Raw genomic sequence first — 25,482 nt, 5'->3', positions numbered from 1 at the left:
GTTCTTATATAAACCCACTTGACATTTTACTCCTTAGATAATAAAATAAAATTGGTTTTATGTAAACGCTATCATATATGATAATAACAAGGAGGTTTTGTCATGAAACTAGAAAAGAAACAGCGCTTCTCCATCCGTAAATACGCGGTTGGGGCAGCTTCTGTACTTATAGGATTTGCTTTTAGCGCCCAAGTCGTATCTGCCGACGGGATTACTCCAGCTCCAACAGCTGAAGAAACTGTTCAAACTATTCAGGAGAGTCCTCAAGCAGTCAAGGAAGCTGTAGACTCCAAGGTTCCAGAAAAACTGGAAGAAAAGGCTGACAAACCTGTAAAAGAGGAGGTCAAAGAAGACCAGGAGGCTCCTCGAACAGTTGCTCCAACAACAGAAGAGTCAAGCGCACCAGTTGTGACAGAAAATGCTACTCCAACTCCTACTGCCGAGAAAGAAAGCCCTGCCCCAGCTGAAACTCCTGCTGAAAGCACTTCTTCAGAAAAGAAAAATGAAGCCGTCACACCTGCAGTAGCCACTCCTAGCACGGAACGAGCAGCTCAGGTAAATGAAAAACTGGCAAAACGAAAAATGATCTCAATCGACGCTGGACGCAAGTACTTCTCTCCAGACCAACTCAAAGAAATCATCGACAAAGCCAAACACTACGGTTATACTGATCTTCATCTACTAGTTGGAAATGACGGCATGCGTTTTATGTTAGACGACATGACGATCACAGCCAATGGCAAAACCTATGCAAGTGACGATGTCAAACGTGCACTCGAAAACGGAACCGATGCCTACTACAAGGATCCAAACGGCAACCATTTGACAGAAAGTCAGATGACGGACTTGATCAACTATGCTAAAAACAAAGGCATTGGTCTCATCCCAACTGTAAATAGCCCTGGCCACATGGATGCGATTTTGCATGCCATGAAAGAACTAGGTATCCAAAAACCGAACTTCAACTACTTTGGCAAGGAATCTGCTCGTACCGTTGACCTGGATAACAAAGAAGCGGTTGCATTTACCAAAGCTCTGATCGAAAAGTATGCTGCTTACTTCGCTGGCAAAACTGACATCTTCAATATCGGACTAGACGAGTACGCCAATGATGCTACAAACGCCAAAGGCTGGAGCGTTCTTCAAGCCTATAAATGGTATCCAGAAGATGGATTCCCTGACAAGGGTTATGATAAATTTATCGCCTACGCCAACGACCTTGCTCGCATCGTCAAATCTCACGGCCTCAAACCAATGGCTTTTAACGACGGTATCTACTACAATAGCGACACTAGCTTTGGAACCTTTGACAAAGACATCATCGTTTCTATGTGGACTGGTGGATGGGGCGGATACGACGTCGCTTCTTCTAAACTTCTAGTTGAAAAAGGCCACCAAATCCTTAATACCAACGATGCTTGGTACTACGTCCTCGGACGAAATGCCGATGGCCAAGGCTGGTACAACCTCGACCAAGGACTCAATGGTATCAAGAACACTCCAATCACTTCTGTACCAAAATCTGATGGGGCTACTATCCCGTTCATCGGGGGTATGGTAGCTGCTTGGGCGGATACCCCATCTGCACGCTATTCACCATCACGCCTCTTCAAACTCATGCGTAGCTTCGCAAATGCCAATGCTGAATACTTCGCAGCTGACTATGAGTCTGCTGAGCAAGCTCTGAAAGAAGTACCAACAGACCTTAACCGCTATACTGCAGAAAGTGTCGCAGCTGTAAAAGAAGCTGAAAAAGCTATTCGCTCACTCGATAGCAACCTCAGCCGTGCCCAACAAGACACCATTGACCAAGCAATCGCAAAACTCCAAGAAGCTGTAAGCAATTTGACCTTCACACCAGAAGCTCAAAAAGAAGAAGACGCGAAACGTGAAGTTGAAAAACTTGCCAAGAACAAGGTAATCTCTATCGATGCTGGACGTAAGTACTTCACACTTGACCAACTCAAACGCATCGTAGACAAGGCGAGCGAACTCGGCTACTCTGATGTGCATCTTCTCCTAGGAAATGATGGACTTCGCTTCCTCCTTGATGACATGACCATCACAGCTAACGGAAAAACTTATGCAAGTGACGACGTCAAAAAGGCCATCATCGAAGGAACAAAAGCTTACTACGATGATCCAAACGGAACCACTCTTAGTCAAGCTGAAATCACTGAATTGATCGAGTACGCAAAATCAAAAGGCCTCGGACTCATCCCAGCGATCAACAGCCCAGGTCACATGGATGCCATGCTCGTCGCTATGGAAAAACTTGGAATCAAGAATCCTCAAGCCAACTTTGACAAGGTATCCAAAACAACCATGGACCTTGAAAACGAAGAGGCGATGAACTTTGTCAAAGCCCTCATCGGCAAGTACATGGACTTCTTTGCAGGCAAAACTAAGATCTTCAACTACGGTACAGACGAATATGCCAATGATGCTACCAACGCGCAAGGCTGGTACTACCTCAAATGGTATGGACTCTATGGCAAGTTTGCTGAGTACTCTAACACTCTTGCTGCTATGGCCAAAGAAAGAGGCCTTCAACCAATGGCCTTCAACGATGGTTTCTACTACGAGGACAAGGATGATGTTGAGTTTGACAAGGATGTCATCATCTCTTACTGGTCTAAGGGATGGTGGGGTTACAACCTTGCATCTCCTCAGTACCTGGCAAGCAAAGGCTACAAATTCCTTAACACCAACGGAGACTGGTACTACATTCTCGGCCAGAAACCTGAAGATGGTGGTGGTTTCCTCAAAAAAGCAATTGAAAATACTAAAAAAACACCATTTAACCAGCTCGCATCTACCAAGTATCCTGAGGTAGACCTTCCAACAGTTGGAAGCATGCTTGCCATCTGGGCAGACAAACCAAGTGCTGAGTACAAGGAAGAAGAAATCTTTGAACTCATGACTGCCTTTGCAGACCATAACAAAGACTACTTCCGCGCTAACTACAATGCACTCCGTGAGGAACTTGCTCAAATCCCTGCAAACTTGGATGGATACAGCAAGGAGAGCTTGGAGGCCCTAAATGCAGCTAAAGAAGCTCTCAACTACAACCTCAATCGTAACAAACAAGCCGAGTTAGACGCTCTCGTAGCCAAACTCAAAGCAGCCCGCCTAGACCTCAAACCAGCAGCAACCCACTCAGGAAGCCTCGATGAAAACGAACTAGCTGCCAATGTTGAAACCAAACCGGAACTCATCACAAGAGCAGAAAAGATTCCATTTGAGGTCATCAAGAAGGAAAATCCAAATCTCCCAGCTGGTCAGGAAAAGATCATCACACCAGGTGTAGAGGGCGAACGCACTCATTACATATCTGTCCTTACTGAAAATGGGAAACAAACAGAAACGGTTCTAGATAGCCAAGTAACCAAAGAACCTGTGACCCAAGTGGTTGAAATCGGTGCCCCTATTACTCACAAAGGGGATGAAAGTGGCCTTGCTCCAGCTGCCGAAGCGAAACCAAGACTAGATATCCAAGAAGAAGATATTCCGTTCACTACCGTGACACGTGAAAATCCACTCTTGCTCAAAGGGAAGACTCAAGTCGTTACTAAAGGCGCTAACGGCCGTCGCAGTCATTACTACTCTGTGAGCACTAGTGCTGACGGTAAGGAAGTGAAAACTCTTGTAGATAGCCTTGTGACTCAAGAAGCAGTGACCCAAGTTATTGAAGTCGGAACCCTTGTAACCCATGTAGGAGACGAACACGGTCTTGCTCCAGCCGCAGAAACAAAACCGAGACTGGATATCCAAGAGGAAGAAATTCCATTCACTACTGTGACACGTGAAAATCCTCAATTACCAAAAGGACAAACGCAAGTTGTTACTAAAGGAGCTAACGGCCACCGTACTGCCTTCTACTCTGTGAGCACTAGTGCTGATGGAAAAGAAGAAAGAACGCTTGTCAATAGCGTGGTAGCACAGGAAGCGGTCACTCAAGTCGTTGAAGTCGGCACTGCCGTTGAGAAAGCTGAGCAAGCTGAAACAACTACTAGCAAAGCAGAAGAAAAACAACTCCCTGCAACAGGAAGTCAAGACTCTGCAGGCTTGGTCGCAGCAGGACTCATGGCCACACTAGCAGCCTACGGACTCACTAAGAGAAAAGAAGATTAACCCCCTTCGACAAGCATACAAAAAAGCGAGATTCAATCTCGCTTTTTATTGTTAGGATTAATCACCAAGTCCGATACGTTCAAAGATATCATCCACTCGTTTGGTGTAGTATGCTGGGTTGAAGATTTCATCAATCTCCTCTTGAGTGAGGCGTGAGGTCACTTCTGGATCTGCTTCGAGAAGCGGTTTGAAGTCTACTTGGTTGTCCCAAGAGTGGGCTGTTTTTGGTTGCACCAAGTCGTAGGCTTGCTCACGGGTCATGCCTTTTTCAATCAAGGTCAACATAGCACGTTGGCTAAAGATAAGACCAAAAGTAGAGTTCATGTTGCGGATCATGTTTTCTGGGAAGACCGTCAAGTTCTTGACGATATTTCCAAAACGGTTGAGCATGTAGTCAATCAAAATGGTCGTATCCGGTGTGATGATACGCTCAGCTGATGAGTGAGAAATATCACGTTCGTGCCAGAGAGCAACGTTTTCATAGGCCGTCACCATGTGACCACGGATAACACGCGCCAGACCTGTCATGTTTTCAGAACCGATTGGGTTACGTTTGTGAGGCATTGCTGAAGACCCTTTTTGACCTTTGGCAAAGAACTCTTCCACTTCGCGCTGCTCAGACTTTTGCAGACCACGGATTTCCGTTGCCATACGCTCGATGGAAGTCGCGATGCTAGCAAGAACTGCAAAGTACTCAGCGTGAAGGTCACGAGGAAGGACCTGTGTAGAGATTTCTTGGGCACGGATACCCAATTTGTCGCAGACGTATTTTTCAACGAATGGTGGAATGTTGGCAAAGTTCCCAACCGCACCAGAAATCTTACCAGCTTCTACACCAGCAGCCGCATGCTCGAAACGTTCGATATTGCGCTTCATTTCGCTGTACCAAGTGGCCAATTTAAGACCAAAAGTTGTCGGCTCAGCGTGCACACCGTGAGTACGCCCCATCATGATGGTGAACTTGTGCTCCTTAGCCTTGTCAGCGATGATGTTGGTGAAGTTTTCAAGGTCACGACGGATGATGTCGTTGGCCTGCTTGTAGAGGTAACCGTAAGCAGTATCCACCACGTCGGTAGAGGTCAAACCATAGTGGACCCACTTGCGCTCTTCACCAAGAGTCTCAGAAACCGCACGTGTGAAGGCAACCACATCGTGGCGAGTCTCTTGCTCAATCTCTAAAATGCGGTCGATGTCAAAGTCCGCCTTCTCGCGAATCAAAGCCACATCTTCCTTAGGGATTTCCCCCAACTCAGCCCATGCCTCGTCAGCCAAGATTTCCACCTCAAGCCAAGCACGGTATTTATTTTCTTCACTCCAAATATTCGCCATCTCAGGGCGAGAGTAACGGTTGATCATATTTAAGATATTAAGGGCGTTAAGCGGACACCGTGAAAATAGGAAATTTTGAGCAGAGCGACTTGCGCTCCAACAAAATTATCTTTTTCACACGGTCCGTAGCCCGCATTCAGTTAGGGGAATACGGTGCCCTTGTTCCTTTCTATTTTTTTGGTTTGATACAGAATTTAGGTAGCCCGAGCTCAAATACTCGGACACCCTCATACTTTCTATTGTAAATTTTGTTTTGAAAGAAAGTCCATAGCCCGTATTCGGTTTAGAAAATACGACTGCCCTGTTCCTTTCTGTCTTAGTATATTTTTTGAATAGTGTTTCAAAATATAATTTTACTTCTTAGCTGCCTTCCAATGGGAATTAAAGTGTTTTTCTAAATTAACGTCTTTGAAGCATTTCTTCATCATTGCAATAATTTGTTCTCTGCCTTTCCCGTTTAACTCTGATTGTAAATCATCGATAGAGTGTGAATTTACATTAAATAATTTTTGTGCTTCTCGATTACCTTGATAAAAATTATCTATTCTATTGAATTTTGTAAAAGTCTCTATAATTCTCCTAATTGAATTCAACATTAGATCAGGTTTGCCATTGTTGTATAGGAATCCTAATTCTTTCCATAGCAACTCGTAACTTGTACCGAAATCTTGCCCCTCTGATTCTAAAACTTTTATAGAGGTTGTAGAACTTTCTTTCTGAAGTCTAATGAACTTGTCTCCTACCCTATCTCCACCATTTTTATCTTTACCATCCTCATATAAACGATTATACTTCACATTGATATAAAAATGAGAATTATGAGTCATAATTACAAGTTTATCATTTGTTTTATTCTTATCAATTGGTTTCATCAATTCTTGAATTTCAGTAATGATAATGTATTGCATCATATCATCATTAGAGTCCATCGGGTCATCAAAAATTATAACTTTATCAAGTGGATTATCGATTTGTTCATCAAGTTTTTCTATAAAATATAAAAAACCGATAATATTTTTTTCCCCTTCAGATAGTGTTCCTATATCTCTATATACGTCAATATTTTCAGACTTGCTTTTTATTCGATAGTACCCTTGGTGCATACCAGCATCAGGCTCAATATGTTCTAATTGAAAATCAACATATAATTCCAACTTTTTATTTATATTAGTAGCTAACTTCTTCTCAGATTTAGTTTTTTCCACTTCTTTCGATATTTTCTCACGAATCGAAGAAATCGTCTGCTTTATTTTTAAAATTTCACAGTCATTTGCTTCTGAACTGCGTACAGATTCATCTAGCTTATCCTGTATAGCTTTTAATTTATTTTTCTCTGTTGCTAAATCAAACTTCTCAACATATGCATCAATCAAATCAAATCTCAATAAATCTTTGGAGAATTTTTTTAATCTAGAAATATCTTCTGCATTATTTTTCTCAACAATTTTATTATACCTTTCAATTATATCTTTACCTGAATCCGGTAATTTTAATTCCTCGAAAGTCAATGTTGAAAATAATTTAGTAGACTTCTCTATCATTTTTTCCTTAAGTGATAATAGAAATTTTACCTGTTCCTTTTTTATGTTGTCCCATTTTTTTTTGATTTCACCTACTTCATTAGCGAATTGACTATAAAAATCTTCATTAGCAATTACAACCTTCTCAACTAGAACTTGTGCTTCACTAATTCTATCAATCTGATCATTAATAGCGACTTCAAATTCTTTAATCTTTGATGCTGAGAAAAAAGTTTCCAATTCAGCAAATGTTTCATCAGGAATATTACTTCCACAAAAAGAGCAGACATCCCCACGTTCATGTAACTCTAGACCCTTTTGAGCAAAACTAATTTTTGGATCAGAATCAAGTCGCTTAACTACTATCTCTTCTTCAACTTTTTTCACAAAAATATCTCTTGTATCTTCAAAAATTTGTAGAAAATTAATCTCTGGCAATTTAATTAGACTGGCATTTTTCTCATCAATTTTTAGATACTCTTTACATTTATTTCGTTCATCTACAGATAAACGAAAAGCATACTTTATTTCTGCTTTAAAAGTAGGCTGATTGTAAGAAGTGCTAGCTATATGTAAATCATTATTTTTTATTTCTCTGGCAGAAGAACTAAAAAAATTGTTTATTTTATTTTCCTGAGCTTTTAATTCTTTATTTAGAGAATTTTTTTCTAAGGTCAAGGATTGTTTAATTTCCTCATATCCTCGTTTTTCCTCTACGAAGTTAGCTATTTCGCTCTCAAATTTTTCAATATTTCGCTGAGCAGAAACATTTTCTTCACCAAGAGTAACAGAATTTAGTCTTCCGTTTGCAATTACACTCTTTAAACCTTGGTAAATTCTAATATCTTTGTCAGTAATCTGTTCTTTAACCAATTTAGTAATGGTACTCTTACCGGTCCCGTTCTTCCCAAAAATAAAATTAACTGGTTTATCCAATTCTATCTCATTGATATCAAACAATTTCTCATTAGATAAATCTATTTTCATAACAACTTATTCCTCTTCACAACCTTTTACTTTACTATGCTAAGCTAAAACTCCCCCACGTTTTCTGCATCCCCCAACACGGTCACATGTCCCATCTTGCGGTTGTGTTTCGCTTCTATTTTACCATACATGTGGAGGTGGGCGCTTGGATTTTCTTTGACATATTTTTCAGCGATCTCGACATGCTGGCCGAGGACATTGAGCATAACAGCAGGCGCATGTAGGTTGATGGCTGGCAATGGTGCTCCGAGAACGCCCAAGATATGGGTATCAAACTGAGAGAAGTCGCAGGCTTCGATTGAGTAGTGTCCTGAGTTATGTGGGCGTGGGGCGATTTCATTGACAATGATGTCATCTGCCGTCGCAAACATTTCCACGCAAAGAGTTCCAGACAAGTTGAGTTGTTCTGCGATTCGAACCGCCATAGCTTTGGCCTTGGCTGCTAGACTTTCTGAAATGCGAGCTGGTACGATGCTCTTCGAAAGAATGTTGTTGCGGTGGATATTTTCCTGAACTGGGAAAACCGTCACGTCCTTGCCATTTCCTGACACGATGACAGAAATTTCAAGGTCAAAGTTGACAAATTCTTCCAAAACACAGTCTGCTGAGTCTGCTAACGCATAGGCTTCTACCAAGTCTGCTTCTGAACGAATAACCTTTTGACCATGCCCATCGTAGCCTCCAGTCGCGGTCTTAAGGACATAGTTTTTAGAAAGGTCAATATCTGCCAAATCTTGACTTGAAGTCACAACCTTGTAGGGTGCCACAGTGACTTGAGCCTTATTTGAAAGAAAGTCCTTTTCAAAAATGCGATTTTGAGAGATGCGGAGCAGGTCTGTCCCTTGAGGGAGCTGACCTTCCTTGATAACCGCATCCAAACCATCAGCATCGACATTTTCAAACTCATAGGTGAGGATATCACATTGCTCAGCCAGCTGACGTAGGGCGTTCACATCGTTATAAGGCGCCACGATGATTTCCGCTACACGAGAGGCCGGGCAATCCGCCGCAGGATCCAGCGCGATGACCTTGTGCCCCATGTAGATAGCAGAAATGGCCATCATCTGACCCAACTGACCGCCACCGATAATTCCGATTGTTTTAGATGAGCTCATTGGTAGACTCCTCTGCGATTTTTCCTTGCTCTTCTGCAAAATCTGCCAATGCTGTAGCAATAGCCTGGTCCTCTACTGAAAGGAGACGGAGGGCAAAGAGGGCTGCATTTGTCGCTCCTGCTTCACCGATAGCCATAGTTGCAACAGGCACGCCACCCGGCATCTGTACGATAGAGTAGAGCGAGTCCACGCCACTAAGGGCACGAGATTTGACGGGCACACCAATGACTGGAAGGGTTGTTTTAGCAGCAACCATTCCTGGCAAATGAGCTGCGCCTCCAGCACCTGCGATGATAACCTTGATGCCACGGCTACGAGCTTCTTCGGCATGTTTGAACATGAGGTCTGGTGTGCGGTGGGCAGAGACCACCTTCTTTTCGTAGGCCACACCGAAGCGGTCTAGGACTTCGGCGGCTTTTTGCATGGTTGCCCAGTCGGATTTGGAGCCCATGATGATGGAAATAATTGGTTTAGTCATAATTTTCCCTTTTCTTTCCTTTCTTTTTTCAATCACCTTAGGTTGTGAGGGACGGCAGCAGCCACCAAAGGTGTCTCATGCCTAAATCGGAAGCCCAAGGTCTTCCAATTTCCCTGAACGATTGGATTATCATCCAATCGTTCTTTCACAACGGCGGTGATTGTTATTTTATTGCTCGCTAATGCTCGCAAGTTATGCAACCATTAGCATATTTGGCGACTTCGTCGCGTTATTCTTATATCTTTACTTAACAGCCTTGCTTCCGATATCTGTTCGGTAGAAGAGACCTTCTGTTTTTTGTTGAGCGAGTTCTTGGTAAATCGTATCTTGGGCTTCTTTGACGGTATCTGCTGTGGTGACGAGCATATAGACACGTCCACCGTTTGATAGCAGTGCTCTGCTATTTTCTGCAAACTTAGCCCCTGCATAGTAGGTGATGATATTGCCTTCTGTCTTAGTTGGCAACTCGACACCCTTTGCATAATCTAACGGGTAGCCCTTGGATGCGACAACCACACCCAGAGTCACACCCTTGTCCGTCCACGTGATGTTCGGATCCTTGCCATCAAGAATATCCGTGATATTTTGCGCAAAGTCAGATGTCAAACGAGGCAAGATAATCTGTGTTTCGGGATCACCAAAACGAGCGTTGAACTCTATAACCTTCGGACCGTCAGCAGTCAAAATAAGCCCCGCGTAGAGGACACCAAGGTACGGACGACCTTCTTTAATCATCCCTTCAAGAACTGGCTTGACAATAGTCTCCACTGCCGTATCAACCACGCTCTGTGGCAAGTGAGGAACCGGCGCATAAGCTCCCATCCCACCAGTGTTAGGGCCCTTATCGCCGTCATAGGCACGTTTATGGTCCTGAGCTGTTGGCATGATGTAGAACTTGTCCCCATTGACAAAGGCAAAGAGAGAGAACTCTTCTCCGTCAAGGAATTCCTCGATAACAACACGCGCACCAGAGTCCCCAAATTTATTGTCCAAAAGCATCTCATGAGCGGCTTCGACTGCTTGCTCAACCCTTTCAGCTACAACGACGCCCTTCCCAAGAGCCAATCCATCCGCCTTGACGACAATTGGAGCGCCTTTCTCCTCGATATAAGCCTTGGCTGCCTCGAAATCTGAAAATGTGCCATAGGCTGCTGTCGGAACGCTGTATTTGACCATGATTTCCTTAGCAAAATCCTTGGACCACTCAAGCTCAGCGGCAGCTTTGGTCGGACCAAATGCCTTGAGGCCTGCTGCATTGAAATCATCCACTATTCCAGCTGCAAGAGCATCATCCGGCCCAATGAAGGTCCAAGCGATATCGTTATCCTTTGCAAACTCTATTAACTTAGAATGTTCGGAAATAGAGATGTTTACTAACTCCAGCCCATCCAGAGTCATCCCGTCATTTCCAGGAGCTACAAAGACTTTTTCAACGTCTTTTGACTCAAGCAACTTCTTAGCAATCGCATGTTCACGACCACCCGAACCGATAACTAACAGCTTCATCTCTCAACCTCTTTTGCGAATTATTTACTAATATTATATCACAAACGTTCGTTCTAATCTTGTTTCACTTAGCATTTTAAGCCAAAAAAGGAAAGAAACTGTTTTCTTCCCTTTTATCTTTTTAATGTCTAAAATGTCTTACGCCTGTGAAGACCATAGTCAAACCATGTTTATCAGCCGCTTCAATTGACTCTTGGTCACGGACTGATCCACCTGGTTGGATGATGGCCTTGATACCTGCTTTGGCGATTTCTTCCACGTTATCCGCAAATGGGAAGAAAGCATCGGAAGCAAGCACAGCGCCGTCAAGACGATCTTTAGCTTGGTCAATAGCGATACGGACTGAAGCCACACGGTTGGTTTGACCTGGCCCAACGCCAAGTGTCATGTGGTCATTGGTCACGATGATCCCGTTGGATTTGACGTACTTGATAGCCTTCCAAGCAAATTCAAGAGCAGTTGCTTCTGTCTCGGTTGGCTGGCGTTTGGTCACCACTTGCCAGTCAACTGGGCTTTCCTTGACCATGTCTTGGTTTTGCACAAGAAGTCCACCGACCACGCCTGTGTATTCTGCCTCTACCTCACTAGCATCTTGAGCATCAAATGGCAAGGCAAGGATGCGCAAGTTTTTCTTTTTGTTGGTCAAAATGGCTAGCGCTTCATCGGTATAGCTCGGTGCGATGATAATCTCGAGGAAAACGCCGTGCATCTTCTCAGCAGTCGCAGCATCCACCTCACGGTTAAGGACGACAATCCCACCAAAGATAGATACTGGGTCAGACTCATAAGCATAGTCCCAAGCAGTTTCGATGTCATCAGCTTGACCAATTCCACATGGGTTCATGTGTTTGAGAGCCACAACAGTTGGACGGTCTTTGAAATCACGAATAATACGAATGGCCGCATCCGCGTCACGAATGTTATTGAAGGACAATTCCTTACCGTTGAGCTGTTTGGCTGATGCAATCGAGTAATCCGTTGGCAAGGCTTTTTGGTAAAAGTCTGCATCTTGTTGAGGGTTTTCCCCATAGCGCATAGCTTGTTTGAGGTCATAGGTCAAAGTGAGCTTTTCAGGCTTTGCTTCACCTACTTGAGCTGTGAAGTATTCTGCAATCAAGGCGTCATAAGCCGCTGTGTGACGAAAAACCTTGGCTGCTAAACGTTGGCGAGTTTCATAAGTCGTTTCACCATTTTCTGCCAATTCGTCCAAAACCACAGCATAGTCAGCAGGGTCTACCACAACCGTCACGCTGGCATGGTTTTTAGCTGCTGAACGAAGCATAGACGGCCCACCGATATCGATATTTTCAACTGCGTCAGCGTACGTCACGTCTGGTTTGAGGATTGTTTCCTTGAAAGGATAGAGGTTGACCACTACAAGGTCGATAAGCTCGATCTTATTGTCCTTAGCCGCCTCAAGGTGGCTATCGAGATCACGACGAGCGAGGAGCCCACCATGGATATTTGGATGGAGGGTCTTAACACGACCGTCCATCATTTCTGGGAAGCCCGTCACATCATCAATTGCAATGGTCTCCACCCCAGCATTATCAAGGGTAACCTTTGTCCCACCTGTCGAGATAATCTCCCAACCGAGTTTTTTAAGTTCTTGGGCAAATTCAACAATGCCCGCTTTGTCTGAGACGCTGATTAAGGCCTTTTTCGTCATTCTATTCCTCTTTCTTTAGATCCAAGCGCATAGCGACTTCGTTATTTTCTTCTATAAATCCTGTTTCCTGAAAACCCAGACTAGTCAACAGGTACTTCATTTTTTCATTTCCAACCACATAATCTGCGATAATATGACTGTAAGCTCTATCCATCTGAGCCTCTTTGATTAGAACTTCCAAGGCTTTTCGACCATAACCTCTTCCTTGGTACTGCTGACCAATCATTATCCGCCAGATAAAGTATTCCGCTTCATCCTTGTCTATTTCTAGCAGGAGAAAGCCAACCACTTGCTTATCCCAATAGATTGCCATCGGAAACACATCTTCGTTTTTCCGGTAGAGCCATGCATCAGCTAAAGAGCGCACATTTGGAGCTACGAAACGTGCTCGTTCATCAGCTTCTGATATTTTCAAATCCAGCACTGCCTGAAAACTGCTCTCATCTACCAATTTCAGTTCAATCATTTTTTCTCCTAGCAAGATTGCGTAATCAAAACTTGATTTACTTCTTACCTTCTCTCCACTCCCAAGCTATCCAGCACCTCCGGATACAACTTGTACTCTGCCTCATGAATTCGAGCTTCAAAGCTATCGATGGTATCATCAGCTAGTCGTGGTACGCGTACTTGTTTAATAACCTTTCCTGTATCCACACCGGAGTCCACCCAGTGAATGGTCACGCCACTCTCAGTAACACCAGCATTCCAAGCATCCTCAATTCCATGAGCTCCTGGAAATTCGGGCAGGTAGGCAGGATGAATGTTAATGATCCGACCCTCGTAAGCAGCGAGCAAAGTTGGCCCAACGATTTTCATATAGCCTGCGAGACAAACCAAGTCAATCTGGTGCTCTTCTAATAGATCAACAAGTGCTGCTTCGTAGTCCGCCTTGCTCTCAAACTCCTTGAGTTCAAAAGCGTAGGATAGAACACCAAGCTTGTCTGCACGCTCAAGCACATAGGCATCACGATGGTCTGAAAAGACAAACTCCACCGGAAATTCTTCGGCAATCACCTGAAAGTTTGAGCCATTACCAGAGGCAAAAACCGCTATTTTTTTCATTTGATGATGACACTTTCGTTTTCTTTCGTGACGATGCGACCAATTTCATAGACTGGTTCATCCAGTAATTCCTTGACGCGATCTACATTTTCAGGGCTAACTGCCAGCATGAGTCCCACACCCATATTGAATATTTCAAACATTTCTTCGTGTTTGATCTGACCGTATTTTTCAAGGGCTTTGAAAATTGGAAGAACTGGAACCTTGCTTTCCTCAATCTCAGCAGCCAAGTCAGCTGCAAACATGCGAGGGACATTTTCGATAAATCCACCACCTGTGATGTGGGCAATCCCGTTTACCAAGCCTTCCTTGATGAGTGGCAAGACAGCCTTGACATAGATACGAGTCGGCTCAAGAAGGACTTCTTTGAGTTTCTTGCCTTCCAATTCTGGCAAAACTTCCTCACCTGTGTAGTCCGCAAAGACACGACGGACGAGTGAGTAACCATTTGAGTGAATCCCACTTGAAGCAAGTCCGAGAAGAACATCTCCCTCTGCTACTTTTGACCCATCGATGATTTGTGATTTTTCAGCCACGCCGACCGCAAAACCAGCCAAGTCATAGTCATCTGCGTCATACATACCAGGCATTTCAGCTGTTTCCCCACCGATGAGGGCAGCGCCTGCCTGCACACAACCTTCTGCCACACCAGCAACCACTTGTTCTAGTTTAGCTGGTTCATTCTTCCCTGTCGCGACGTAGTCGAGGAAATAGAGGGGCTCCGCACCTGCAGCGATGATATCATTGACACACATGGCCACACAGTCCTGCCCGATGGTATCGTGCTTGTCGTACTTGATAGCCAGCATGAGCTTGGTTCCGACACCGTCGGTCCCTGAAATCAAGACCGGTTCTTTGCTACCTGTTTTTGAAAGATCAAACATGCCACCAAAGCCACCAAGAGCTCCCATAACACCCGCACGCTCTGTACGTGCTACGTGTTTTTTGATGCGTTCAACAACTTCATAACCCGCTTCAACATCGACACCCGACTGGGCGTACGCATTTTTATTTGTCATTTTTATATTCCTTTTCTTTGAGAAGATTGCGACGTATTTTTAGATAAACAATTATTTTATCTAAAAATACTAGTCAGGGCTCTAGCTTTGGCCTCATAGGGCAAAGCGTCTACTGACAAATGCTTAAGCATTTAGTCAGTAGTGAGACGTGGAGCATAAGCATTTTTATTTGTCATCTTCTCTTCCTTTCCTTTCATGGAGAGTCTTTATCCGTCTATTTGTAAAAACTGGTCTTATCCCCCAAGCTTCTACGATATTCTTCCTCATAGTCGTAGAGAGGAGTTGGGTAGTCTCCATCAAAATAAGCGACACAGAGACCACCATTCGGCGCATCTGTTTCAATCCCAATGGATTCAATCAAGCCATCAATCGAAAGATAGGTCAGGCTATCCGCACCAATAATCTGGCAGGTTTCTTCGACTGTATGATTAGCCGCAATCAGCTCCTGACGCGTCTGGATATCAATCCCGTAGAAACATGGATAAGCTAGCGCTGGACTACCAATAGCAACGTGAACTTCAGAAGCCCCCGCTTCTTTCAAGAGCTGAACGATACGGCGAGAGGTTGTCCCACGAACAATGGAATCATCAATCATCACCACACGTTTTCCTTTAACGACACCCGAAACGGCTGATAGCTTCATCCGCACCCCTTGCTCACGCAATTCTTGAGTCGGTTGGATAAAGGTGCGTTGCGTGTATTGGTTTTTGATCAGACCCATTTCATTTGGCAGACCAGATTCTTCTGCAAATCCCATAGCTGCGCTCAGCGAGGAATTTGGCACACCGACCACAATATCTGCTTCGTGCTTGAACTCACGCGCTAATTGAGCCCCCATACGTTTGCGAGCTGTATGGACATTGACCCCATGGATGTTAGAGTCAGGGCGAGCAAAATAGATATACTCCATAGAACAAATCGCCAACTGGGTATCATTCGTATAACTATCGTACTGGATACCATTGTCATCTACGATTACAATCTCTCCTGGTTTCACATCACGAATCCACTCAGCACCAATGACTTCAAAGGCACAGGTTTCAGACGAAACCACCACCGCTCCGTTTGCCATTTTTCCGATAGAAAGCGGACGGAAGCCATTAGGATCAAGCGCAGCAATCAACTTATCCTCAAATAACAAGATATAAGCAAAGCCACCTTTGACAAGGCTGAGCGCCTCCTTGATTTTGCCCATCAAGTTCGGATTGTGACTCCGACGAATGAGGTGAGCCAAGATTTCCGAGTCCGAAGTTGAACTGAAAATAGCTCCTCTTTGTTCCAATTCTTTCTTGAGCGATTCAGCATTGGTCAAGTTTCCGTTGTGAGCAAGTCCAAACTGCATATCGTGAAAGCGGAAGAGAAAGGGCTGGATATTATCTACAGAAGCTTCGCCAGCAGTCGCATAACGAACATGCCCAATCGCGCTCGCTCCAGTCAGTTTATCCAAATTAGCTGGATTTCTGAACACTTCTGATAAAAGCCCCATATCACGATGACGCTTCAAGTTCCCCTGGTCATTAGAGAGGATTCCTGCCCCCTCCTGACCACGGTGCTGAAGACTGTGGAGTCCGAAATAGGTCAATTTAGCAGCATCTGGATGCCCCCAGATACCAAAAACACCACATTCTTCATTAAGAGATTTTACTTCGTATGTCATTTTTTATACCTAATTTTTATTTTTGCATCATTCCTTCAGTAGAGCCGAATGATACGGTAGAAGCTCGTTTCACTCGCAAAACAAACCTTTTGCAATCACCAAGAACTAAATCTACATGACTTTTACATTACGGATACTATCTATTAGAAAATCTGCAAGTCTTATTTCCCAGTAAAGTATTTAACCGCCGACGCGAACAAGTACTGGTCTTTATTTCCTGGAATATTTTGGAAAAGACCATCTTCATAACGTTCTGAGTGTCCCATTTTACCGATGATTTGACCATTCTTGCTGGTAATTCCTTCGATGGCATTTACAGAACCATTTGGATTGTACTTAGAATCCATACTTGGTTTGCCTTCAAAGTCAACGTATTGACTAAAGATTTGACCATTATCACGGAGCTCTGCAAATTCCTCGGCCGTCACAACAAACTTCCCTTCACCGTGCGACACTGGAATGGCGTGGATATCGCCCACTTGCACTCCAGCCAACCATGGCGAGTTAGTATTGGCAATACGAGTTTCCACCATCTTGGCTACGTGCTGGTTGGCATCATTGTAGAAGAGGGTTGGGCTAGTACTAGTAGCATCCTCAAAGTTCCCATATGGAAGAAGACCTGATTTGACGAGGGCTTGGAATCCATTACAGATACCAATAATCAAACCACCACGAGCGATAAAGCTATCGATAGCTACACGCACTTTTTCATTGAGCAGGATATTGACAATAAACTTAGCTGATCCATCCGGCTCATCCGCGGCTGAGAAGCCACCTGCAAAGAATAGAATGTTTGCCTTGCCGATATTGTCAACCATGATTTCAACTGACTTGACAATAGCCTCTTCATTCAAGGTCACGAATGGCACCAAGTTAACCTCTGCACCTTCTTTTTCAAATGCCTTGGCTGAGTCATATTCCGAGTTGGTTCCTGGGAAGACTGGGATGTAAACCACTGGTTTTTCAATAGTTTCCTTGGCTTTAATCACAGCATCTGATGCCACAGCTGGTACTTCAGCCAGTTCTTTGGCTTGGGCAAATTCAGTAGGGTAAACTTCTTCTAATTTTCCTTGGAAGGCACTGTCAAGTTTCTGTCCATCTAGCTTCATACCGTTGACAAAAAGTGTAAAGTCTGCTTTTGTTTGTCCAATTTTCTCTACTCCGGCGATTTCTTCCGGAGATGTGAAGACAAATCCGCCTAATTGAGCTGTCAATGCAGTCTCAAGCTCAGACAAGGTCACCTCTGCACCGATATGGTTTCCAAAAGTAGCAAGAGCCAAACTTTCAAGGACACCACCATATTTAACAGCTGATGCAGATGTCACTTTGTGAGCCTTTTGAAGGGCTTCAAACTTGGCAAAGTTAGACTTGATAAGATCAAAGTCAATCTCTTGTGCCAAGGCTTGACCTGGGATGTAGTAGATATTTTCACCAGCAGTCTTGAACTCAGGAGAGAGAACTTGACGACTATCTGCCGTTGTCACCCCAAAGGCAACCAAGGTTGGTGGCACTGTCAATTCTTCAAAAGTACCAGACATAGAGTCCTTGCCACCGATAGATGGCAAACTAAGTTGGATTTGTGCTTCAATAGAGCCTAGAAGAGCTGCTACTGGCTGACCAAAACGCTCTGCTTGTTTATCCATCCGCTCAAAATACTCTTGGTAAGAGAAACGAGCCTTGGACCAGTTTGCACCAGTAGCCACCAAACGAGAAGTCGCTTCGATTACTGCATAGGCAGCACCGTGGTATGGAGACCATTCTGCTACATATGGGTGGAATCCTTGGGCCATGACTGACGCAGTGTGAGTCACATCGTGTTGAACTGGCAATTTCTGCACAGAAGCCTCAGTCGGTGTCAATTGGTAACGACCGCCAAGTGGGTGATTGACCGTAGAACGACCGACTGAGCAGTCAAAGATGGTCTGCAAGCCTTTTTGACTCGCATGGTTGAGGTCAGATAGTACCGCAAGAGTATCAGCTTCAAGGGTTTCAGCACTTGTTCTGCGTTCTTCTGGGAGTTTGACATCCTTGTCCACAACCTTGGCATCGACAACGACACGCACACCATTGGTATCAAGGAAACGGCGTTCCAAGTCGACGATGGTTTCACCATTCCAGTGCATGACTAGGTTCGGTTTTTCAGTCACTGTCGCAACCACAACAGCATCAATATTTTCTTTATTACATTCCGCAACGAAGGCAGCTACGTCTTCAGGACGCACCACAACTGCCATCCGTTCTTGAGATTCAGAAATGGCAATTTCTGTACCGTTCAAACCTTGGTATTTAAGAGGAACCTTGTTAAGGTCAATTTCAAGACCATCTGCCAATTCACCGATAGCCACACAGACACCACCTGCTCCAAAGTCGTTGGATTTCTTGATAAGACGAGTGACATCGCCATTACGGAAAAGGCGTTGGATCTTGCGCTCTTCGATGGCATTCCCTTTTTGAACCTCAGCACCGGCAGTCTCTACAGACTCAACTGTTTGAACCTTAGAAGATCCCGTTGCACCACCGACACCGTCACGTCCAGTCTTACCACCGAGCAAGATAATCACATCGCCCGCTTCCGGTTTTTCACGGACAACGTTGCCCTTGGGAGCCGCACCGACAACTGCACCTAGCTCCATGCGTTTGGCTACAAAACCTGGGTGGAAGTACTCACGAACATAGGTCGTCGCAAGCCCAATCTGATTCCCGTAAGAAGAATAACCATGAGCCGCTGTTTTCGAAATGACTTGTTGTGGCAATTTGCCAGCGCGAGTTTCTGAAATCGGTGCGGTAATATCACCTGCACCCGAGATACGCATGGCTTGATAAACGTATGAACGTCCTGACAACGGGTCACGAATGGCTCCACCGATACAAGTAGCCGCTCCACCAAATGGTTCAATTTCTGTTGGGTGATTGTGGGTTTCATTTTTAAACATGAGAAGCCATGGCTCTTTCACTCCATTCACATCCACCTCGATTTCAACCGAGCATGCATTGATTTCATCTGACACTTCCATGTCATCCAAACGTCCATTAGCACGCTCATAACGACCGAAAATAGTCGCCATATCCATCAAGGTTTGTGGTTTCTCCGAACGTCCCAACTCATCACGCATGGCAATATACTTGTCATAAGTCGCTTGTAATTGCTTTTGGAACTTAGAAGCTGAGAAATCAATGTGTTTCAACTCGGTCTCAAAAGTCGTGTGACGGCAGTGGTCAGACCAGTAAGTGTCCAAAACCTTGAGTTCTGTTTCCGTCGGCACTCGTCCGATTGACTTGAAGTAGTCTTGGATAAAGAGCAAATCATCCACTTCCATGGCCATCCCTTGTTCGGCCTTGTAGCGAGCAAAGTCTTCTGCTGTATAGCTTTCAAAGAAGGTCAATTTAGGAATGGTCTTGTCTGACTCAGAAAATTCCTGCTTGGCAATCCCTGTCGTGATGTCCTTGAAACGTGAATCCACTGGATTGAGCAGGTAGTTCTTGACCGCTTCCAACTCAATCGCATCAATATCTTTATTAACCAAGTACAATTGTGCTGTGTTGACCGTCACGTCACTCGAACTTCCCAGCAAAAGTAAAGCTTCCTGTGAGGAAGCTGCACGCTGGTCAAATTGACCAGGCAGGCTTTCGATAGCAAAGAAAGCATAATTGGCAAGATCCGCTTGCACAGCCGCTTCATCCAAGACATGGTCTGTCACCTGCTCAGAGAAGATATGCTTCTCGGCAGGCGCAAACAAGTTCTCTGCCAAGTCAAAGACATCATAAACCTGCACAATGCGAATACTTTTCAAAGTTGACAGTCCCAAGTTGTGCTGGAGCTCCCTTACCAAACTCTCTGACTTGACTTGAAAATCAGCCTTTTTTTCAACAAAAATACGTTTATTCATCAATTCTTATTCCTTTATTTCAGCTCTTGCAATGTTCCCAAATGACCTTGAAGGTGCTATTTTAAACCTTGCAACTTTTCCCAGACAATCTCGTAGACGCTGGTTAATTTACCTAGCCCCCGACGGAGTGAAAAGGTCCAGGGGACCTTTACAGCCTGAGTCCTTACATCTGAAAGACGAAGGTTTTCCGTTTCTAACAGCTTATTTCAAAGCCTGCAATTTCTCCCAGACAATCTCGTAAACATCCGTCAATTCACCCAAGCCACGGCGGAAAACATCCTTGTCCATGTGGTTGCCATCTGCATCCCACAAACGGCAGTTATCTGGTGAAAACTCGTCTGCCAAGATAATCTTGCCATCCTTGTCAAAACCAAACTCTAGCTTAAAGTCAATCAATTTGAGACCAATCTCAGCAAACCAATCCTTCAAGAGCTCATTGATACGACGGGTTTCTTCTTTCAAGTAAGCAATCTGCTGGTCATCCGCAATTTTTAGGAATTTCACATGCTCATCATTGATAAAGGGATCATCCAAATCATCATTTTTATAGTAAAATTCGACAATTGGAGTCTCAAATGCAATACCTTCTTCTACGCCAAAACGTTTTGAAAAGGAACCAGCCGTGTAGTTGCGGAGCACAACTTCCAAAGGAATAATCTCCACCTTTTTATTGAGTTGTTCCGTATCCGAAATTTTCTCCACAAAGTGAGTCGCTACACCAGCCGCATTTAATTTCTCAAAAATAAAAGATGAAATCTGATTATTTAACACTCCCTTGCCCGCAATCTGCTCCTTCTTGACACCGTTGAAGGCAGTTGCCTGGTCCTTGTAAGTTGAAATAATGAGATTTTCATCCTCAGTTGTATAGATATCCTTGGCTTTTCCCGAATAGATCAGTTGTTTTGACATTTTAAAGTTCGCCTTTCGTTTTACTTGAGCACATTCTACCACAAAAGCATGAAAAATTCAAGATTTTTTACGAATAAATAACGTTTTCCTGTTTCAAGCGTAAAGAAAAACTGCAAGATAAGCTCTTCTTACAGTTTAAAAATCATTTATCCTCTGAAAAACACGAATATTACCCTTTATTTAAAAATTGATCCCAAAAATAACGGAGATAGCTTTTCTTTCCCGTAATCATCTGCAGGCGACCTTCTAAACCATAACGAAGTTTTTCAGCCTGTTCCGAAGTTAAATTAGTCTCCGCCTCAATTTTAAAGAAATTCCCTTTTTCAGTTTTTGTAGCTGTCGCATCAATACTTGTAATCGTGGAATCCAGGAAAATTTGATTCTTGGCATCGTTAATCGTAGTATAACGGACAGAGTCCCCAATCTTGACTCTAGCAACATCTTTTGAACTGAGATAGGCTGTGAGTTTGGTTTTTCCTTCTTTTTTCAAGGATGGGTAGAGTTGGGCTAGCAGGGTTCCTTCTGCGACCATCGTAGATTCACTAGTCTCAGGATTGAGGTGAAGCACCCCATCCTCACTTGCTGTAATCTTCCCCTTATCTAGGAGACCTCCCTGTACCTTCTTACCCGATTCCGCCTCCAAAATTTTCTGATCCAAAAGGGTTAATTCCTGACCGACTTTGACTAGGTGCTGAGATTTGAGCGATTCCAGTTGACTATCTAGTCCCGTTGCGTGGGCTTGTTGAGCTCCAGAACCCGCATACTGTACACGATAGGTAGCCAAACTAGACTCTAGCTGGGCAATTTGTGCATCCACCTGTGCAATAACTTGTGATTTAACTTGCGAATCATCTCCAGCTTGGTTTTTATAGGTCTGATAAAATGAGTAGGCGGCATTTTGACTATCCAGTTGATCTCCTTTTTCAATCGCTGACTTGGCTGTTTTGTAGTCTCGAATTTTATCCTCTGTTTGACTAATAAGATTGCCAATCTCGGCCTGGCTCTGACTTGCTGCCGCATTTTGAGAGGAGATGCTGGCATTTTGCTGAGAAACATTACTCCTAAGACTACTAGCTTGGCTGAGATAGTCTCGAAACATCTCCTGATAACCAAACTTATCCGCCTCTGGAAATTGATCACTCCCCTCTTTCAAACTGGATTGCAAATACCCCAACTGCTTTTTTTGATCCTTTAGCATCTCCAATTGACTGGCATATGCCTCAACCTGGACAGCCTCCGCCCCTTGCTGGTACTGAACGAGCAGATCTCCTTTCTTAACCAGCTTATTTTCTTCCAAATGATTGACAAGAATGCGATTGTTGCTAGTTGACTGGATATTGGCAAGGATACGACTAGGCTCGACAGTAGCTCTAGTAGACAAACTCATCTCCTTCTCTGCAAAAACTGCAAATCCCAGTAAAAACACGAACAGAAGTGACATAGGTAAAATCACCCGACTGGAAAAATTATGATAACGACGATTATAAAACTCCGCACTTTCTAAAAATTCTGGTTTCATCTTCTCCTCTTTCTAGCTATTGACCAAATGGGCATAAAAGCCATCCTGTGCAAGCAAGTCTGCAGGGGTACCTTCTTCGACAATTTTGCCCTGATTCAAAACAACAACCTTTTCTGTCCGCTCAGCAATGGTCAAACGGTGAGCAATGAAAATCAAGGTCTTGTCTAAAACCATGAGATTATCCACAATCCGCTTTTCCGTCAAGATATCCAGACTGCTAGTCGCCTCGTCCAAGATTAAGACAGGGGCATCCGTCAAAAGAGCACGCGCCAGAGCGATTCGTTGTCGTTGCCCACCAGAAATTCCAGCCCCATCCGAAGTTAATTCTGTCTGATAATTCAGTGGCATGCGCTCGATATCCTCCCGAATCTCTGCCAACTCAACTGCCCGTAAGATGTCTTCCTGAGTCGTCCCCTCCTTGGCTCCAAGGAGAAGATTCTCCAAAATCGTTCCGTTAAAGACATAGGGCTGTTGAGGTAGATAGTTGATATACTGGCGCAAGGCTTTTTTGTCAATCTGATTGAGATTGACACCACCCAGACTAATCTCTCCCTGACTTGGATCGTAGAAGTTAACCATCATCTTGGCCAAGGTGGTCTTTCCTGACCCTGAAATCCCCACAAAAGCCATCTTAGACCCTTGTGGAATGGTCAAATTGATATCCGACAAGACGTCACGACCATAGCCATACTTATAGTGAACCTGCTTGAAGGTCATCTCTCCCTTCATCATACTTAGATCTTCTACCGTTTTCTTCTCCTCAAACTCCGAAGCTACTAGATACACTTCGTTTAAACGATTATTGGCAACCTGCGCTGTCTGAAGTTTGGTTTGTAGGTTGATGATATTTTCCAAAGGATTGGTAAAGTAAACAAGCAAAGTATTATAGGTAATCAGCTGGCCCAAACTCATTTTCCCATCCATGACAAGAACTGCTCCCATCCAGAGAACACCAACATTGAGCAGGAGCTGGGCAACTTTTTTCAGAGCCTTTTGCTGGCTTTCTGCCCGACTATAGGTAAAAGATTTTTTCAGATAAGTTACAAATTCCTTGTCAATCTTTTGATAGCGTGAACTCTCACTGGTCAAAGACTTAATGGTCTCAATACCGTTGATGTCCTCGATGATAGAGGAAGACAGAACCGCATTGGCTTCCATGGTATCACGATTCATCTTTTCAAACGGCTTCATAAAGGCAAAGATAATCACTGTATAGATGGGAAGCGCAAGTAGACTAATGAAGAAGAGCGTCATATTTTGTGAAAACAAGACAAGCGAGATAATCAAAATCGTCGACACATCTAGGAAAATCGACAGAATGGTCGACGCCAACGCATCGATGATACTGTTAGCATCCGTAAAACGAGATACAATCTCTCCTGTCCTGCGTGTTGCAAAAAAGGACATCGGCAGGTGAAAAACATGCTTGATGTAGGACAAAATCACATCAATTGACAGGCGTTGCCCCAGAACAAGTAAGAGGTATTCCTGCGCATAGGACAAAATCTGCTGGAGGATATAGACGATGACTAGTCCCATTGAGATAATACCCAGTGTCGAGCGCATCTGGTCTGGGACGTAACTATCAATGATGGACTGAAGGTAGTAGGAACCCACAATATTGATTAAGGTTACCAAGAGTGTCGCTAGGACGATATTGGTAATTAAGCCACGCTGTTTGAGCAAGATTGGCAAGAAAGATAGGAGCCCCTGTTTTTTCTCCTTATGGGGTTTATAGTCTGGAGACGGAGCCATAAAGAGACTGACTCCTGTCCATTCTTGCGCAAATCGCTCACGGGAAATCTTGGTCAGCTTAACACTGGGATCTGGATCAGCGATATGGATTGCCTTCTTATCCTGACCTGTCACCACATAATAGTGGAGCAATTTCCCTTCCTTGAGAACATGAGCCACAAACGGAAAGGTCAAATCTGGCAGGTCAAAGAGCGTCATATCCGCCTTGATAGCCCGCGTTTCAAAACCAATTTCCTCTGCCACCTTTACAAGACCCAAAGCCGTCGTCCCATCCATGGTCGTCTTGGCTAACTCTCGTAGATAAGCCAAGGAGTAATAACTACCGTAGTAACCAAAGACCATAGCCAAGGAAGCCACGCCACAATCCATCTGATCCACCTGGGGACGATAGTGCCTTTTCCCAAATTTCATATCCTTCTCCTTTTTCTAATAATCTCTTAGAAACTTTGTAAGATTATTTTAACCAAATAAGGATAAAAACAGGAAAATATTCCTAAATAAACCATTTTTGCACCTAAAACGCACTTTCAAAAGAATAAACTATCATTTAAATGTAAAAAGCAGAACAAAAGTTCTGCCTGTTTAAAGTAACCGTTAAAAAATGAATGCCCAGAAATAAACTATTCTGAAATGATATTTCTATAAAGTAAGATAAATGTCATCAAGAATGATGAAATCGTAGGTATATCAAAATATTCAAACTACGTAGGTAGATTTATTTTGTTTATATTAGCCACGATTCTAATCATTAGATAAGCCATTGAGCTAGACAATACAATAAACTCTGGCCAAGCTTTTTGTAGTAATTGAACGACTTTCATCTCAAACTCCAATCTGATGTTCCATCAATTCCCAATCTTACTATCTGTTGTTTTGTACTTGTATCCTCCATAAAACAAACTAAGCAGAATCGGACAAGTCTCTGGATAAAACAAG

General features: G+C 43.8%; 16 protein-coding genes. 1 reads left to right on the top strand and 15 read right to left on the bottom strand.

Annotation, left to right across the window (positions count from 1 at the left end; all coding sequences use genetic code 11):
* Positions 1 to 102: 102 nt before the first annotated feature.
* Positions 103 to 4,134 carry an LPXTG-anchored beta-N-acetylhexosaminidase StrH gene (gene strH, locus HMPREF2991_RS07090; RefSeq protein WP_070567955.1) on the top strand — a complete coding sequence of 1,344 codons (4,032 nt, stop codon included), beginning with the start codon at positions 103 to 105 and terminating at the stop codon, positions 4,132 to 4,134.
* A gap of 57 nt (positions 4,135 to 4,191) precedes the next feature.
* On the opposite strand, the gene purB is transcribed toward strH, so the two are convergent.
* The 15 genes from purB to comA all read right to left on the bottom strand — a co-directional run bounded on the left by purB (position 4,192) and on the right by comA (position 24,957).
* Positions 4,192 to 5,490, bottom strand: a complete 1,299-nt coding sequence (purB, locus tag HMPREF2991_RS07085; protein ID WP_070567953.1) for an adenylosuccinate lyase — start codon at positions 5,488 to 5,490, stop codon at positions 4,192 to 4,194.
* A 326-nt stretch (positions 5,491 to 5,816) separates the two neighbouring features.
* Positions 5,817 to 7,970 carry an AAA family ATPase gene (locus tag HMPREF2991_RS07080; protein ID WP_070567952.1) on the bottom strand — a complete coding sequence of 718 codons (2,154 nt, stop codon included), beginning with the start codon at positions 7,968 to 7,970 and terminating at the stop codon, positions 5,817 to 5,819.
* Positions 7,971 to 8,014: 44 nt separating this feature from the next.
* A complete protein-coding gene (gene purK / locus HMPREF2991_RS07075) occupies positions 8,015 to 9,085 on the bottom strand; it encodes a 5-(carboxyamino)imidazole ribonucleotide synthase (RefSeq protein WP_070567950.1) in 1,071 nt (356 codons plus the stop codon).
* Positions 9,072 to 9,563 (bottom strand): 5-(carboxyamino)imidazole ribonucleotide mutase, encoded by a 492-nt coding sequence (gene purE / locus HMPREF2991_RS07070; RefSeq protein WP_070567947.1) that lies wholly within the window; start codon positions 9,561 to 9,563, stop codon positions 9,072 to 9,074. The genes purK and purE overlap by 14 nt, the downstream gene beginning before the upstream one ends.
* A gap of 32 nt (positions 9,564 to 9,595) precedes the next feature.
* Positions 9,596 to 9,712: a phosphoribosylaminoimidazole carboxylase gene (locus HMPREF2991_RS11230; RefSeq protein ID WP_079114924.1), complete on the bottom strand. Its 117-nt coding sequence runs from the start codon at positions 9,710 to 9,712 to the stop codon at positions 9,596 to 9,598.
* Between the two features lie 94 nt (positions 9,713 to 9,806).
* On the bottom strand, positions 9,807 to 11,069 hold the full coding sequence (gene purD, locus HMPREF2991_RS07065; RefSeq protein ID WP_070683752.1) for a phosphoribosylamine--glycine ligase: 1,263 nt from the start codon (positions 11,067 to 11,069) through the stop codon (positions 9,807 to 9,809).
* A gap of 121 nt (positions 11,070 to 11,190) precedes the next feature.
* On the bottom strand, positions 11,191 to 12,738 hold the full coding sequence (gene purH, locus HMPREF2991_RS07060; RefSeq protein ID WP_000161903.1) for a bifunctional phosphoribosylaminoimidazolecarboxamide formyltransferase/IMP cyclohydrolase: 1,548 nt from the start codon (positions 12,736 to 12,738) through the stop codon (positions 11,191 to 11,193).
* 1 nt (position 12,739) lies between these two features.
* Positions 12,740 to 13,204: a GNAT family N-acetyltransferase gene (locus HMPREF2991_RS07055; protein ID WP_049490118.1), complete on the bottom strand. Its 465-nt coding sequence runs from the start codon at positions 13,202 to 13,204 to the stop codon at positions 12,740 to 12,742.
* Positions 13,205 to 13,248: 44 nt separating this feature from the next.
* On the bottom strand, positions 13,249 to 13,800 hold the full coding sequence (purN, locus tag HMPREF2991_RS07050; RefSeq protein ID WP_070683750.1) for a phosphoribosylglycinamide formyltransferase: 552 nt from the start codon (positions 13,798 to 13,800) through the stop codon (positions 13,249 to 13,251).
* Positions 13,797 to 14,819 carry a phosphoribosylformylglycinamidine cyclo-ligase gene (gene purM / locus HMPREF2991_RS07045; protein ID WP_070683748.1) on the bottom strand — a complete coding sequence of 341 codons (1,023 nt, stop codon included), beginning with the start codon at positions 14,817 to 14,819 and terminating at the stop codon, positions 13,797 to 13,799. The genes purN and purM overlap by 4 nt, the downstream gene beginning before the upstream one ends.
* 214 nt (positions 14,820 to 15,033) lie before the next feature.
* Positions 15,034 to 16,476 carry an amidophosphoribosyltransferase gene (gene purF / locus HMPREF2991_RS07040; protein ID WP_044020025.1) on the bottom strand — a complete coding sequence of 481 codons (1,443 nt, stop codon included), beginning with the start codon at positions 16,474 to 16,476 and terminating at the stop codon, positions 15,034 to 15,036.
* A 161-nt stretch (positions 16,477 to 16,637) separates the two neighbouring features.
* Entirely contained in the window at positions 16,638 to 20,363 is a 3,726-nt protein-coding gene (locus HMPREF2991_RS07035; RefSeq protein WP_070567937.1) for a phosphoribosylformylglycinamidine synthase, read from the bottom strand.
* A gap of 201 nt (positions 20,364 to 20,564) precedes the next feature.
* Positions 20,565 to 21,272 (bottom strand): phosphoribosylaminoimidazolesuccinocarboxamide synthase, encoded by a 708-nt coding sequence (purC, locus tag HMPREF2991_RS07030; protein ID WP_070567935.1) that lies wholly within the window; start codon positions 21,270 to 21,272, stop codon positions 20,565 to 20,567.
* A gap of 169 nt (positions 21,273 to 21,441) precedes the next feature.
* On the bottom strand, positions 21,442 to 22,791 hold the full coding sequence (gene comB / locus HMPREF2991_RS07025) for a competence pheromone export protein ComB (protein WP_070567933.1): 1,350 nt from the start codon (positions 22,789 to 22,791) through the stop codon (positions 21,442 to 21,444).
* A 12-nt stretch (positions 22,792 to 22,803) separates the two neighbouring features.
* Entirely contained in the window at positions 22,804 to 24,957 is a 2,154-nt protein-coding gene (gene comA, locus HMPREF2991_RS07020; RefSeq protein WP_070683746.1) for a peptide cleavage/export ABC transporter ComA, read from the bottom strand.
* Positions 24,958 to 25,482: the final 525 nt, after the last annotated feature.

Source organism: Streptococcus sp. HMSC072D07, assembly GCF_001814835.1.
Classification (GTDB): Bacteria; Bacillota; Bacilli; order Lactobacillales; family Streptococcaceae; genus Streptococcus.
This window is presented reverse-complemented; position numbering and strand designations above follow the sequence as displayed.